15 protein-coding genes are annotated in these 14,186 nt (G+C 62.1%); 1 reads left to right on the top strand and 14 read right to left on the bottom strand.

The window, feature by feature from the left end; genetic code table 11:
* Positions 1 to 20 precede the first annotated feature (20 nt).
* Together EPO61_12925 and EPO61_12920 are read right to left on the bottom strand one after the other, a co-directional pair.
* A complete protein-coding gene (locus EPO61_12925; GenBank protein TAJ07515.1) occupies positions 21 to 1,070 on the bottom strand; it encodes a rod shape-determining protein in 1,050 nt (349 codons plus the stop codon).
* A gap of 68 nt (positions 1,071 to 1,138) precedes the next feature.
* A complete protein-coding gene (locus tag EPO61_12920; protein ID TAJ07514.1) occupies positions 1,139 to 1,597 on the bottom strand; it encodes a hypothetical protein in 459 nt (152 codons plus the stop codon).
* Between the two features lie 147 nt (positions 1,598 to 1,744).
* Between EPO61_12920 and EPO61_12915 the strand changes: the two genes are divergently transcribed.
* On the top strand, positions 1,745 to 2,443 hold the full coding sequence (locus EPO61_12915; GenBank protein ID TAJ07513.1) for a hypothetical protein: 699 nt from the start codon (positions 1,745 to 1,747) through the stop codon (positions 2,441 to 2,443).
* A gap of 87 nt (positions 2,444 to 2,530) precedes the next feature.
* Here the strand turns inward: EPO61_12915 and queA are convergent, their stop codons facing one another.
* The 12 genes from queA to EPO61_12855 all read right to left on the bottom strand — a co-directional run.
* Complete coding sequence (gene queA / locus EPO61_12910) at positions 2,531 to 3,550, bottom strand: tRNA preQ1(34) S-adenosylmethionine ribosyltransferase-isomerase QueA (GenBank protein TAJ07512.1); 1,020 nt, start codon at positions 3,548 to 3,550, stop codon at positions 2,531 to 2,533.
* Positions 3,550 to 4,746: a SpoIID/LytB domain-containing protein gene (locus EPO61_12905; GenBank protein TAJ07511.1), complete on the bottom strand. Its 1,197-nt coding sequence runs from the start codon at positions 4,744 to 4,746 to the stop codon at positions 3,550 to 3,552. The genes queA and EPO61_12905 overlap by 1 nt, the downstream gene beginning before the upstream one ends.
* Entirely contained in the window at positions 4,743 to 4,994 is a 252-nt protein-coding gene (locus tag EPO61_12900) for a DUF2905 domain-containing protein (GenBank protein ID TAJ07510.1), read from the bottom strand. The genes EPO61_12905 and EPO61_12900 overlap by 4 nt, the downstream gene beginning before the upstream one ends.
* 2 nt (positions 4,995 to 4,996) lie before the next feature.
* Positions 4,997 to 6,010 (bottom strand): aspartate-semialdehyde dehydrogenase, encoded by a 1,014-nt coding sequence (locus tag EPO61_12895; GenBank protein ID TAJ07509.1) that lies wholly within the window; start codon positions 6,008 to 6,010, stop codon positions 4,997 to 4,999.
* A 27-nt stretch (positions 6,011 to 6,037) separates the two neighbouring features.
* Positions 6,038 to 7,234 (bottom strand): hypothetical protein, encoded by a 1,197-nt coding sequence (locus EPO61_12890; protein ID TAJ07508.1) that lies wholly within the window; start codon positions 7,232 to 7,234, stop codon positions 6,038 to 6,040.
* Positions 7,235 to 7,248: 14 nt separating this feature from the next.
* Entirely contained in the window at positions 7,249 to 8,325 is a 1,077-nt protein-coding gene (gene leuB, locus EPO61_12885; protein ID TAJ07507.1) for a 3-isopropylmalate dehydrogenase, read from the bottom strand.
* Positions 8,326 to 8,383: 58 nt separating this feature from the next.
* Positions 8,384 to 9,937, bottom strand: a complete 1,554-nt coding sequence (locus tag EPO61_12880) for a 2-isopropylmalate synthase (GenBank protein ID TAJ07506.1) — start codon at positions 9,935 to 9,937, stop codon at positions 8,384 to 8,386.
* Positions 9,938 to 10,222: 285 nt separating this feature from the next.
* Complete coding sequence (gene pssA, locus EPO61_12875; GenBank protein ID TAJ07505.1) at positions 10,223 to 11,035, bottom strand: CDP-diacylglycerol--serine O-phosphatidyltransferase; 813 nt, start codon at positions 11,033 to 11,035, stop codon at positions 10,223 to 10,225.
* 10 nt (positions 11,036 to 11,045) lie between these two features.
* Positions 11,046 to 11,693, bottom strand: coding sequence for a phosphatidylserine decarboxylase family protein (locus EPO61_12870; GenBank protein ID TAJ07504.1), 648 nt, complete (start codon positions 11,691 to 11,693; stop codon positions 11,046 to 11,048).
* Positions 11,694 to 11,732: 39 nt separating this feature from the next.
* On the bottom strand, positions 11,733 to 12,746 hold the full coding sequence (gene ilvC / locus EPO61_12865) for a ketol-acid reductoisomerase (protein TAJ07503.1): 1,014 nt from the start codon (positions 12,744 to 12,746) through the stop codon (positions 11,733 to 11,735).
* A 72-nt stretch (positions 12,747 to 12,818) separates the two neighbouring features.
* Positions 12,819 to 13,337 carry an acetolactate synthase small subunit gene (gene ilvN / locus EPO61_12860; GenBank protein TAJ07502.1) on the bottom strand — a complete coding sequence of 173 codons (519 nt, stop codon included), beginning with the start codon at positions 13,335 to 13,337 and terminating at the stop codon, positions 12,819 to 12,821.
* Positions 13,338 to 13,355: 18 nt separating this feature from the next.
* Positions 13,356 to 14,186 (bottom strand): acetolactate synthase large subunit (locus tag EPO61_12855; protein ID TAJ07501.1); only part of this gene is annotated, 831 nt, incomplete at its 5' end.

Genomic DNA, 14,186 nt, shown 5'->3' with positions numbered 1-14,186 from the left:
CCGCGCGCGGGCGGGAAGCCCTAGCGGGAGCTGCTACACTGCGACATCACCGAGACTTTGCGCAGGAGTTCCAGCTCGTCGAGGATTTTGCCCACCCCCAGCACCACGGATGTCAGGGGGTCATCCACCGTAATGATCGGCAGATTGGTTTCCTCTCGAAACCGCGTATCCATGCCCTTGAGCAGGGACCCGCCTCCGGTCAGCACAATGCCCCGGTCAATGATGTCGCCGGCCAGCTCTGGGGGGGTGTTCTCCAGCGCCACCTTGATGGCGTTCACGATCGTCCCGATCGGCTCCTGGAGCGCTTCCCGGACCTCGGCGTCATCCACCACCAGCGTGCGTGGAATGCCCGAGATCAAATCCCGCCCTTTGATCGTCATCGTTTTCCGCTCCTCAAACGGGTAGGCCGAGCCGATCTCCACCTTGATGCGCTCCGCCATGTGCTCCCCGATGAGAAGGTTATATTTCTTCTTGATGTAGTTCATGATCGCATCGTCCATCCGGTCGCCGGCGACCTTCACGGACTCGCTGTAGACGATCCCGCCGAGCGAGATCACGGCAATATCGGTTGTGCCGCCGCCCACGTCCACGACCATGTTCCCGGACGGCTCGGTGATCGGCAGGCCCGCGCCGATCGCGGCCGCCACCGGCTCTTCAATCAGATAGACTTCCCTGGCCCCCGCCAGCTCGGCCGAGTCCCGCACGGCTCGCTGCTCTACCTGGGTAATACGCGAGGGCACGCCGATCACGATGCGGGGCCGCACGAAGGTGCTGCGGTTATGGGCCTTCGTGATGAAATACTTCAGCATCCGCTCGGCCATTTCGAAGTCCGCGATCACCCCTTCCTTCATGGGTCGGATGGCGGTGATGTTGCCGGGGGTGCGCCCCAGCATCTTCTTGGCTTCGGCGCCGACCGCAAGCACTTTTTCGCTTTTTTTCTCGACCGCCACGACCGAGGGTTCGTTCAAGACGATGCCCTTGCCGTGCACATAGACCAGGGTCGTCGCCGTTCCCAGGTCAATCGCCAGGTCGTTCGAGAACCAGCCGAGGACATCGCCCGTGATTCCCACTCTATGCTCCTTTACGCCCTGCGCAGGCGTCACGGCGGGACCACCCCCGCCCTGCTTGTAAACCAGCGTCAGTCCTGCGGATCGAGCTGACCGGCATCCAACACCTGCGTGCGGGCAATTTCATCCCCCAGGCGCAGGCCCCGGTCGTTGCCGATCAGCAACAAGGTTTCAAAGCCGATAATCCCGAGGGTCATAAGCCATCCGATGTACGGCAGCGGGAACAGCAAATACGCCGCAGCCAGCGGCAAGTTCCTGATGATCGATTCCTTGAATCCCGCCACATCCCTGGTGCCGGGGATCACGGTCTGCATGCCGATCAACCGCTTGCCCACGCTACGGCCCCCGGCAAACCCATCCGCAATCAACACATACGCCAGCCCGGCCAACCAACCCACGGGAGGCACCAACCGATCGGCGGCAGCGACGAGGATCAAATCCAGGGACTTGGCAATGAGCCGGTTGAGCACATGCGCTTTGGGATAGACTCCTTCGCCCAAAGGGCTTCTGGCCCGACCTTCTTCCGACAAGTCTCCTCCTCGTAATTATCGGACAAGTATAACAAATCCGGCTCTGCAGCACAAATGCGCCACTATATTATCTGTCCCTTGCCTTCTGACAGGGAAGCCCGGTAGAATCCTGACTCGTTTTCATTTTCTCACGGGTAGGAGAGCGGCATGATCAAGTTGATGCGGGACAGCGCACACAAGTACCCCTGGTTGCTGAAATCCATCATGGGTGCCCTGGCCCTCGCTTTTGTCATTACCATGGGTTGGTGGGGATTTGGAGACCAGAACTCCAATGCCGTCGCCTCGGTGGGCGATCAGACCATCAGTCGGGAAGAGTTCCAGCGGAACTACCAAAATACCTATCGCTTCTACAAAGAGAACATCAAGGGCGAGCTGAAAGAAGAAGAGATCAAGCAGTTCGTCATTGAAGGGCTGGTCGAGAACAAGCTCTGGACGCTCGCCGCGCAAGACATGGGGCTGCGCATCAGTTCCGAAGAGCTGCGCGACGATATTATGCGGCGGGGAGACTTTCAGCGAAACGGCCAGTTCGATCCGGAACTCTACCGGCGCCTGCTGGCGGCAAACCGGCTCACCCCGCCCCTGTTCGAATCCCTCTATTCGGTGGAGCTGCTCGGCGCCAAGGCCAAGATGGTGATCCGTGACTCGGTCGCCTTGACGCCCTCCGAGATTTCGGAAGCGCAAGCTCTGATGGCCAGGCAGCCCCAGGCGGACCCGAAGACCGGCTCATCGGCCAACGACCGAATTCTCCAGGACTTCCTGTTCCAGAAACAACAGCGGGCACTGGTGGCTTATACGCAATCTTTGAAAGCCCGCGTCCCCATCGAAATCCACAAGGAACTGCTGTAAAGAAGCCATCATCGTTCAGCTATCAGCCTAAAAGAAGCATTTCTTCTCCCCCCGCTGCAGGCTAAATGCTGATAACTGGCGGCCTCTTCAAAGAATCAGCATCGTGTCGCCATACGAATAGAACCGATACCGCTCCTGCACCGCCTCTCGATAGATTTCCCGCAGCCGGTCCAAGCCCACGAAAGCCGAAACCAGCATGACCAACGTCGTGCGGGGCAGATGAAAGTTAGTCATCAGCGCGTCCACGACGCGGAACCGATAACCGGGGGTAATAAAGAGCGCCGTGTCTCCGGTCATCGACCGGACCATGCCCGCCTCATTGCCTGAAGCCTCCAGCGTCCGCACGACGGTCGTTCCCACCGCCACCACCCGCTTGCCTGCCGCCTTTGCTCGTCTGATTGCCTCGACCGTTTCCGCCGGAACCTCAAAGCGCTCTGGATGCATGACATGGTCCTCGATCCGGTCGGCCGTCACCGGCCTGAACGTGCCGGGGCCGACGTGCAACGTCACCGTGGCCAGCCCGATCCCCCGTTCTCGCAAGGCCTCGCGGAGCCCTTCCGTAAAGTGCAGGCTCGCGGTTGGCGCGGCGATCGAGCCTTCCGGCCGGGCAAAGATGGTCTGATACCAGGTGCGATCCTGATCGACCGGTTCTCGTTTGATATAGGGCGGCAACGGCATTTGGCCGAGCAGATTCATGACATCGGCAGCCGGCTGCGCGGACGAGAACTGTACCGTACTGCCTGTCGGGCCCTGTGCAAGAACGGTCACGCTCGTCCGGGCATCCAGGTCGATTACTTGCCCCGGCTTCATCCGTCCCTTGATCAAGGCTTCCCAGATATCGGGGCCGAGCGGCCTCACCAGAAGCAGTTCGACTTTCCCGCCTCCCGGCCGCTTCCGTCCGGTCAACCTGGCGGCCAGGACCTTGCTGTCGTTGACGACCAAGAGATCTCCCTCGGCCAACAGGGCCGGCAAGTCCGCCACCTTCTTATGGGATAACGGCCCGCCCGATTGGGGCGCCACCAGCAGACGGGCCTGATCCCGAGGCTCGGCGGGGCGATCGGCAATGAGGGAAGGGTCAAAAGGAACGTCGAACTCGGCGAGCTGCATCAGCGGGAGTCAGGGCTTGGACCGGGCGAGCGCGCCGCGCCGCGCACGGTCTTGAGTTCCGTGCCAGGGAAATAGTAGCGCAGAATCGTGTCGAACCGATACCCCAGGTCGGCCATCTCCTTTGCTCCCCATTGGCAAAGCCCGACCGCGTGGCCGGCGCCCCGCCCGGAGAGGACCACGGTCTTGCCGATGGACTCGACTTCAAATTGGGTGCTTTGGATCACCCCATAGCCCACGAGCCGCCGCAGATCCTCGCCCCGCAGCACCAACTCGCCCTGGGAATGGAGGATGCGCAATCTGGCCACTCGCCCAGCGGCGCTGTAGGCCAAGGGCGTCAGGTTCGCGATCGTGCCGATCGCGAGGCCCTGCCGGCCGAGCTTGTCTTCCAAGTCTTGCAGCTTGAACTCGGCGCGCCATTGGTAGTAAGGCGAATTGGCATCGAAGGGACAGTCGACGCCCTTCAAATAGGGCAAGTCCTTGGACCACACATTCATCGCATCCTCGGTCGGTCCGGCAGCCGTCGAGGAAAATGCGGCCAGGATCGGCTCGTTTTGATAGGTCAACGCAAGACTTTTGGTGGACTCCACTGCGTCCTGGACCCGCTGATCCACCCCCTGGCGGCCCCGATACACCTGATCCAGCGTACTCGCAACCACGTCATACTCCCGCTCCCGGTTCGCCTGACGCTGGTAGAGGGCATAGGTCCTGGCCAGCACGGCCTGGACCTTCAGCGCCTCCGGATGCCAGGCGGCACTCATCTCGGCCGGCACCACGCCTTTGACATACTCCTCCACATCCACGTGATTGACGACGGCCACGCTGCCAGGGCCCTTTCCACGCAAAACCCGCAAGGTTCCGCTCACGACAAGGGGGGCGGCGTTGGATTCGATTCCTTGCCCGACCCGCAACGTCAGGCCCGCTCCGCTGCCCGAGAGCATCAGCCCGGTCCCGGAGAGAACCTCGCCGTTGAGGCTCCATGTGCCATCAGGCGAGGCGGCAATAATGATGGAGTCCGTGAAGACGCGCTCGTGGCCGCCGGCGCCCTGTACCGACAAACGCCGTTCGGTGGAGACCTGGATCAGTGATGCATCCTGGGCAAGCAATACACGGATGGCATCTTCCGCCTGCCCGCAAGCAGGCACGGCCGTGACGAGGCACAAACACCCGAGCAGGACACTGAGGGGCCGGGCCATCATCGCTTGGACAGCAGGTAGAGCACAAGGCTGACCAGCAGACTGAGCAGCAGGCAGGTGGCCAGGGGAAAATAGAATGTGACGTGATCCCGCTTGATCAGAATGTCGCCGGGGAGTTTGCCAAACCAACTCAGCCAGCCGGGGCTTCCTTCCGCGGACCACTTCCCGGCCACGAGCAGGAACGCCCCAAGCAGCGCAAGCAAGCCGCCGGTCGCCAGCAGCCATTTGCCCAGGCCGCTCCAATCCTGCATCGTTACCGCACCAACAGTTCGGCAATCTGGACGGCGTTCAGCGCCGCTCCCTTCCGGAGATTATCCGCCACCACCCACAGATTCAGCCCGTTGGGAATGGACTCGTCTTCCCGGATGCGGCCGACATAGACATCGTCCTGCCCGGCCGCGAGCAGCGGCATCGGGTACAGGGCATGGGCCGGATCGTCGTAGAGCTGTACCCCCGGCGCGGTCGAGAGGAGCGCCCGCGCCTCATTGGCCGTGAGTTTTCGCTCCGTCTCGATATTGACCGCCTCCGAATGGCCGATATAGACCGGGACCCGGACCGTGGTAGCCGTGACCCGGATAGTCGCATCCCCCATGATCTTCCTGGTCTCGTGGAGCATCTTCATCTCTTCCTTCGTATAGCCCGTCGGCAGGAATTCGTCGATATGAGGAAGGCAGTTGAACGCGATCTGATAGGGATAGACCTTCGGCTCCGGCTGACCGAAACTGAGGAGCGCCTTGGACTCCTCCATCAGTTCTTCCATGGCTTCCTTGCCGGTCCCGGACACGGACTGGAACGTGGTCACGACAATGCGCTGGATCCGAGCCTCGTCGTGCAACGGCTTCAGCGCCACGACCATCTGGATCGTGGAGCAATTCGGGTTCGCGATAATGCCCTTGTGCTTGGCCAGATCGTGGGGATTCACCTCCGGCACCACGAGCGGCACGTCCTTGTCCATCCGCCAGGCGGCGCTGTTGTCGATCACCACCGCACCGGCTTTGACCGCGATCGGCGCATATTCCTTGCTGACGTCGCTGCCGGCCGAGAAGAGGGCGATGTCGATGCCGGCAAAGGAGTCCTTCGTCAGCTCCGCGACCGTCACGTCCGAGCCATGAAACGACACCGTGCCGCCGGCCGAACGGGACGAGGCCAGCGCATGCAACGACTCGACCGGAAACTTCCGCTCCTCCAGCACCTGGATCATTTCGGCCCCGACCGCTCCGGTCGCGCCGACCACCGCCACCTGATAGGCCGCTTTCTTCTTCAACATCTGGCAAGTCCCTTTTCCAGCACCAGGCTAAGCCGCAATCATCCGGATCCGATGATTGAACGTATCGGCGATATAGACGTTGCCCGTTTCGTCCACCGCCACCCCGAAGGGATAGTTGAGGCTGCTCTCTTGCGGCGGCCCTCCATCTCCGTGAAACCGGGCCAGGCCGTTTCCCGCAACGAGTGTGATGATCTTCTTCCGCCGATCCCATCGCCGGATCAGATGACTGTCCGAATCCGTGACCAGGATATGGCCCTCCCCATCCAGGGCGATCCCGTAGGGGCGGGAGAGACTCGTCGAGAACTCCTGCGGATGCCCCTGGTACCGGTACTCGCCCCCGTCTCCGGCGACCGTCGCAATCAGGCCGGTGGACAGATCGACCATGCGGATCCGCCCGTTGAATGTATCGGCCACGTAGAGCATACCATCCGGACCGAGCGCGAGGCCACTGGGCCCGGCCAGCCCCGAGTCCGTGGCCGGCCCCCCATCTCCTGTGTAGGCCGCTTGCCCCGTGCCGGCGATCGTGGTGATCACGCCGGTCTGCACATCCACCCGGCGCACTCGGTTATTGCTCTGGTCCGCAATGAACAGGTTGCCCTGATCGTCCACCACCAGCGCGGAAGGCTCATTCAAAGCGGCGGCGGCCGCAAGCCCCCCGTCCCCGGAGCAGCGATGCTGGCCCGTGCCAGCCACGGTGGTGATGATACCGGTCACCGCATCCACCCGCCGCACCCGATGGTTCATCGTGTCGGCAATGTAGAGGTTGCCTTGCCGATCCAACGCCACCGCGGAGGGAAAGTTCAACGTCGCCTTCGTCGCCGGCCCCCCATCGCCTTCGAACCGTCCGGTTTTGGGCGCAGTGCCCACCACGAACCGAACGGTCCCGCTCAAGTCTCCGAGTTGAGCAAACTTCTCCGGCATGGCCTGGCTGGGCCCGCCGAGCGGATCGTCGTCGAACGACTCGTCGGCCGCCACTGTGTCCACAGGAACCGGCGTGATGCCAGCCGGACATCCGGCCACGGTGCTGATGAGCCCGCTTGCCAGGTCGACTTTCCGAATGACGTGATTCTCGCTGTCCGCAATGTACAGGCAGCCCTTGGCCACCGCGAGACTCTTGGGCTCGTTCAGGCAAGCCAGGGTAGCAGCCCCCCCGTCTCCCGCATGGCCCGGCTCCCCGGTGCCGGCCACCGTTCCGATCGTCCCGGATTTGGCGCATGCAAGCATCAGACAGCTATGCCTCAGCCTTGCCGGAAATTCTTCAGGATGGCATCGCCCATTTCGACCGTCCCGACCAGCTTGGTCCCGGGGCCCTGAATATCCTTGGTCCGATAGCCCTGCTCCAAGGTTTGCTGGATCGCCCGTTCAATGGCCTCTGCTTCCTTGTCCAGACGAAGTTGGTAGGACAGGAGCATGGCGGCGGAGGCGATCGTCGCGATGGGATTCGCCACATTTTTTCCGGCAATGTCGGGCGCGCTCCCATGGATCGGCTCATACATCCCCGCCTTCGCGCCGATGCTGGCGGAAGGGAGCATGCCGATGGAGCCGGTCAACATCGCCGCTTCGTCGCTCAAGATATCTCCGAACAAGTTGCTGGTCACCAGTACGTCGAATTGCTTGGGATTGCGGATCAACTGCATCGCGCAGTTATCTACATACATATGGCTCAGTTCCACGTCCGGATAGCCCCGGTGGACGTCGATGACCACCCGCCGCCACAGTTCCGAGGATTCCAGCACATTGGCCTTGTCCACGGAGGTGACCTTGCGCCGCCGCATTCGAGCCGCCTCGAATGCGACCTTGGCGATGCGCTGGATCTCCTGGGTCGTATAGACTTCCGTATTGACGCCCCGTTCACCGTCCGGGGTCTTCTCGATGCCTTTCGGTTTCCCGAAATAGATCCCGCCGGTCAGCTCGCGCACGACCAGCAGATCAATGCCCTCGATGACCTCGCGCTTCAACGTGGAGGCGTCGCTCAACATGGAATACAACTTGGCCGGACGGAGATTTGCGAACAGCCCCAACTGTTCGCGGAGCCCGAGCAATGCCCGTTCGGGTCGGATCTTATAATCCAACCCTTCCCACTTCGGCCCTCCCACGGCGCCCAGCAACACCGCATCGCTCGACTTGGCCAGCGCCAGGGTCTCGTCGGGCAAGGGCACGCCGACTGCGTCGATCGCCGAGCCGCCGACATGGGCCGGCACAAACGTGAACGTATGGTGAAACTTCTCCGCCGCCGCCTGAAGCAGTTTGACCGCTTCGGGGACAATTTCTTTTCCTACACCGTCACCGGCCAAGACCGCAATCTGCGCCTTCATTCCTTCACTCCTCGTTCGACTCCCATACCGACTGATGCGGCGCCACTGTACCGCCGCATTATTGGTAAATCAAGCCGGCCTTCTGCCCTGGATCAAAGTGTTTCGAAGCCCAGAACGCCAGCTTATTCAACCCGTTGAGATAGGCCCGCGCGGAGGCCACGATGATGTCGGTATCGGATCCGTGTCCGCTGGCCGTCTTCCCGTCTTCCTGCAGCCGCACGGAAACCTCGCCCTGCGAATCGGTACCTCCGGTGATCGCCTCCACCGAGTAACCCAGCAGGCAACTCTTGGTTTGGGTCATGGCGGCGATGGTGCGATAGGCCGCATCCACCGGCCCGTCGCCGGTCCCGGTCTGCTTCACCGGCTGCCCGTCGATCTCCAGTTCGACCGTCGCCGTGGGAGTCTTGCTCGTGCCGCTCTCGACATAGAGCGACTTGAGCACATAGCGCTCCGGAATCTTCGACACCTCGTCCGATACGATGGCTTCCAAGTCTTCTTCGTAGACTTCCTTCTTCTGATCCGCCAGCCGTTTGAACCGCGTGAAGGCGTGATTGACCTCCTCGTCGGACAGCTTGTACCCCAGTTCCTCGAGCTTCTGCCGGAACGCATGCCGGCCCGACAGCTTCCCCATGATGAGCTTGCTCTGGGTCAACCCCACCGATTCGGGACGCATGATCTCATAGGTGCTCTTCTCTTTGAGGAGACCGTCCTGGTGGATGCCGGAGGTGTGGGCGAAGGCATTGGCGCCCACGATGGCCTTGTTCGGCTGCACCGCCATCCCCGTGATCTTGCTGACGAGGCGGCTGGTCTTGATGATTTCCTCCGTTCGGATGTTGGTATCGGCCCCGTAGAAGTCCTTGCGGGTCCGCAGCCCCATCGCGATCTCTTCCAGCGAGGCGTTGCCTGCCCGCTCGCCGATCCCGTTGATGGTGCACTCCACCTGCCCGGCCCCTTCCAACACCGCCGCCAGGGAGTTAGCCACGGCCAGCCCCAAGTCATTGTGGCAGTGGACCGAAATGACCGCCCGGTCACTGTTCTTCACCTTCTCTCGGATCCCGCGGATCAGCCGGCCGAACTCCTGCGGACTCGTGTAACCCACCGTATCGGGAATGTTGACCGTGCCGGCCCCGGCGGCGATGACCGCCTCGATCACCTCATAGAGGTAGGTCGGGTCCGACCGGCTGGCGTCCATCGGCGAAAACTCCACGTCTTCGACGTGGCCTCGCGCCCGCTGCACCATCTCAACCGCACGCTTCAACGCTTCCTCGCGACTCATCCGGAATTGGTGCTTCAGATGAATGTCCGAGGTCGAGAGAAACGTATGGATGCGCACCTTCGGCGCGCCCTTCAGCGCTTCCCACGCCCGGTCGATATCTTCGGGCCTCGCCCGAGCCAAACTGCAAATCGTGGGCCCCTCCACTTCCTGGGCGACCTGCCGGACCGCCTCGAAATCGCCGGGCGAGCTGTAGGCAAAACCCGCCTCGATGATATCCACCCCCAGGCGGGCCAATTGTTTGGCGATCATGAGCTTCTCTTCCAGGTTCATGCTCGCCCCTGGCGACTGTTCCCCGTCCCGCAAGGTGGTGTCAAAGATTCGGATCATGCGCGTCATGGCCCTGCCCTCCTCCAATAAAAAAAGCCTTCCCCCCATAGCCCAGGGACGAAGGCTCATCGCGCTCCGTGGTACCACCCTGCTTCGGCATCGGAGTTTCCGATTGAAACTCCGGCGCCCTTCATTGGACCCTTATCGTGGGTCACGCGGAGCCCATTACCATCCGGAGGACTTCACGGGCTCGGCTCCGAGGCGAGTTCAGCGGCCGACGGGCTGGTTCGCACCACCCACCAGCTCTCTCCGGTCCGTCGGGACCGCCTACTACTCCTCTTCGACGCCGCTCAACTACGACTCTTTCGACTCCAACGCCGCCTGATCCTGGCCGCTCTTCTTGCCGAACGCTCTGGCCACCAGGCTCACCGCCTTTTCGACGGGCCCCAGCGCCGCATAGCCGGCGAAGACCAGGAACAGCATCAACTGCGGCCAGGCGATCACGAGCATGATCCCCAGGATCGCCCAGACCAGATAGTTGAAATGGTGGCCCGGCCTGAACTTCAAATCCTTGAAACTCCGGTACTTGACCGTACTGACCATCAAGAACGCCAGCACGAGCGTCATGACGAGGACCGCCAGCGGTTTGTTTTCCACCGGCAACCCGACGACGTGATGGTCGAAGATGATCAGCGTCGCGACCACGCTGGCCGCGGCCGGAATCGGCAAGCCGGTAAAATACTTGCTCTCGCTGACGGTGGCCATCACGTTGAATCGGGCCAGCCGCAATGCGCCGCAGGCCACAAACGCGAACATGACCGCCGCGCCCAGCATGCCTTGGGCCTTCAACCCCCAGCCATACATCAACAGCCCCGGCGCCACGCCAAAAGCCACCAGATCGGCCAGGGAGTCATACTCCACCCCGAACTGGCTGGTGCTGTTCGTCCACCGTGCGGACTTCCCGTCCAACATGTCAAAAACGAGTGCGACGAGGATGGCCACCGCCGCAGCCAGATAGTGCTCGTCGAAGACGGCCAGAATCGCGAACAGCCCGCTGAACAGATTCCCGGTGGTCAAAAGATTCGGAATCAGATACACCGCCCGTTTGCGCTTCAATTCCTTGGCCACCGGCTTGTTATCCTTGTCCTTCATGAAGGGCCCCCGCATGACGGTTTCCCTACCCCAACTCGGCGAGAATGGTCTCGCCCCCTTTCACATGCATGCCGACCCCCACCAGCACCTTCGTGCCCGCCGGCAAAAACATGTCCATCCGCGATCCGAACCGGATCAGACCGTACCGTTCCCCGCAGGCCACGCGGTCGCCGGGAGAAACCCAACAGACGATCCGACGCGCGATCAGCCCCGCCACCTGCACGCACAGCACCTTGGCCCCTTGCGCGGTCCGGATCATCAATGCGTTCTGCTCGTTCCGCAGCGTTGCATCCGGGCGATTCGCCGCAACGAAGGTCCCCGGTTGATAGGCCACGTCTTCCACCGTGCCCTGGCACGGAATCCGGTTGACGTGCACGTTAAAAATGTTCAGAAAAATGCTGACCCGGATCCCCTGGTCTTTCAGAAACCGAGGCTCATACTCCTCGGTCACCGCAATGACTTTCCCGTCGCCCGGCGCCACGACCGCATGGAGCGAAGGAGGCGCCACCCGCTTGGGATTCCGGAAGAACCACGCGATAAACAACGCCGCCGCTCCCAAGGCCAGCGCCGGGCCGGTCCATCCAAGGCTGACGGCCAGGACGGCCGGCCCGCCGGCGCCCAGGACGAACGGAAAGCCTTCTTTGACGATCGGGATGCCGACTGCGCGGTCCATTCACAAGCCTCTGGATGCAGGCAGGCCGAGCCGGCCCCGTCAGTTCTTCGCCTTGTCGACAAGCTTGCCCTTCTTGAGCCAGGGCATCATCGCCCGGAGCTTGCCGCCGACTGCTTCGATCGGATGGGCCTCCCCCTTCGCCAACAAGGCATTGTAGACCGGGCGATTGGCCTGATTCTCCAGCACCCACTCTCGGGCGAACCGTCCGCTCTGAATCTCTTCCAGGACTTTCTTCATTTCCTTCTTGGTATCCTCGGTGACGATCCGGGGCCCCCGCGTCACGTCCCCGTACTTGGCCGTGGTGCTGATCGAGTACCGCATGTTGGCGATGCCGCCCTCGTAAATCAGGTCCACGATCAGCTTCACTTCGTGTAGACATTCGAAATAGGCCATCTCGGGCGAATACCCGGCTTCCACCAGTGTCTCATAGCCCGCCTGGATGAGCGCGGTCAGGCCGCCGCACAAGACCACCTGCTCGCCGAACAAGTCGGTCTCGGTCTCTTCGCGGAAGTTCGTTTCGATCACGCCGGCCCGCCCGCCCCCGATGGCGCTGGCATAGGCCAAGCCCACGGCCCTCGTGTTCCCGCTGGGATCTTGATGAATGGCAAGCAGGCAGGGGACGCCGCTGCCCTTCGTATACTCCGAGCGGACCAAGTGGCCGGGCCCTTTGGGCGCCACCATGAACACATTGACGCCGGCCGGCGGCACGATCTGGCCGAAGTGGATGTTGAAGCCATGGCCGAAGGCCAGATAGGCCCCGTTCTTGAGATACGGAGCGATGTCGTGGCGATAGATCGCGGCTTGCGCTTCATCCGGCGCCAGGATCATCACCACATCCGCGCTTTTCACCGCATCGGCGACCGGCATGACCTTGAGGCCGCTCGCTTCCGCTTTCCGCCACGATCCGCCTTCGCGCAGCCCCACCACGACGCTCACGCCGCTGTCCTTCAAATTATTGGCGTGGGCATGGCCCTGGCTGCCGTAGCCGATGATCGCCACCTTCTTGCCCTTGATTTGCTGCAGGTCGGCATCCTGATCGTAATAAATTTTCATCACTGACTCCCGGGTAAAAGCCGCCGGCACAGGGCGCCGGCGGCATAAGATTCCAGTTCGACGATGCGGACGTTATTCTTTGGCGACGCGCTTCGGCTGCGTCGCCGCAGGACGGACCGGCTCCCGCGCGATCGCCACCCGTCCGGTCCTGGCCAGTTCCTTGATGCCGAGCGGCTGCAGCAGGTTGATGATCGCCTCGATCTTGTTCGTGTCGCCGGTGATTTCGATCGTGTAGGTCGTCGGCGTGGAGTCGACCACTCTGGCGCGAAAAATGTCCGCGATCCGCAGCGCCTCCGCCCGGTCCTCCGGCTTGGTGTGGACCTTGATGAGCGCCGTTTCGCGCTCGACGAACTCACTCTCGTTGAGGTCCACGACCTTGATCACGTCGATCAGCTTGTTGAGCTGCTTGACGATCTGCTCGATGATCCGATCGTCGCCTGTGGTTACGATCGTCATCATGGACATGGAGGGGTCCAGCGTGGGGGCCACCGAGAGGCTCTCGATGTTGAAGCCACGTCCACTGAACAGGCCCGCCACCCGCGACAGGACTCCGAACTTGTTCTCGACGATGACGGAAATGATGTGACCCATGTGTGTATCCGGCGACCGCTAGGCGGTCAGCACCGTGTCCTTATCTTCGCCGGCCACCTTCGAGCCGGCCGGCTGCTGTTTCTTCAACTCCGGCGGATCGGTCAGGATCATTTCGTGGTTGCAGCCCCCGGCCGGAATCATCGGGTAGCAATTCTCATACTGATACACGGGCACGTCGATCAGGACCGGCTTGTCCACGGCCATGGCTTCGCGGATCACGTCGTCCACCTCAGACACCTTGCTCGCGCGCAGCCCCACGGCCCCGTAAGCCTCCGCCAGCTTGACAAAGTCGGGAGTCTTGTCCAGATAGCTGGAGGCATAGCGGCCCTCGTAGAACAGATCCTGCCACTGACGGACCATCCCGTGGAACCGGTTGTTCACGATAAAGACCTTCACCGGCAGCTTGCTCACCACCGCCGTGGCCAGTTCCTGGGTGTTCATCTGGAAACTGCCATCGCCCGCGATGCACAGCACCAGCTTGCCCGGAAACGCCGCTTGGGCGCCCATGGCGGCAGGAAAACCGAATCCCATGGTTCCCAGTCCGCCGGAGGTCAACCACCGGTTCGGCTTGGCCAGCTTGAAGTACTGGGCCGACCACATCTGGTGTTGCCCGACGTCCGTCGCCACGATCGGGTCCCGGTCTTTTGTGAGCTCAAAGACACGCTTGATGATATGCTGAGGCTTGATTTCCCCGTTCGGGTCCTGCTCATACGCCAACGGGTGCGCCCGCTGCCACTCGCGGATCTGGTCCAGCCAGGGTTTCCGCAAATCCTTTTGATCCCCGTTGACCGTGGCCCGCAGAATCTGGACCAACTCCCGCAGGACGGACTTGCAGTCCCCGACGATCGG

The sequence above is a fragment of the Nitrospirota bacterium genome (assembly GCA_004296885.1).
In the GTDB taxonomy this organism is placed as follows: domain Bacteria; phylum Nitrospirota; class Nitrospiria; order Nitrospirales; family Nitrospiraceae; genus SYGV01.
Note: the sequence above shows the minus strand (reverse complement) of the source record. Positions and strands in the feature narration are given on the sequence as shown.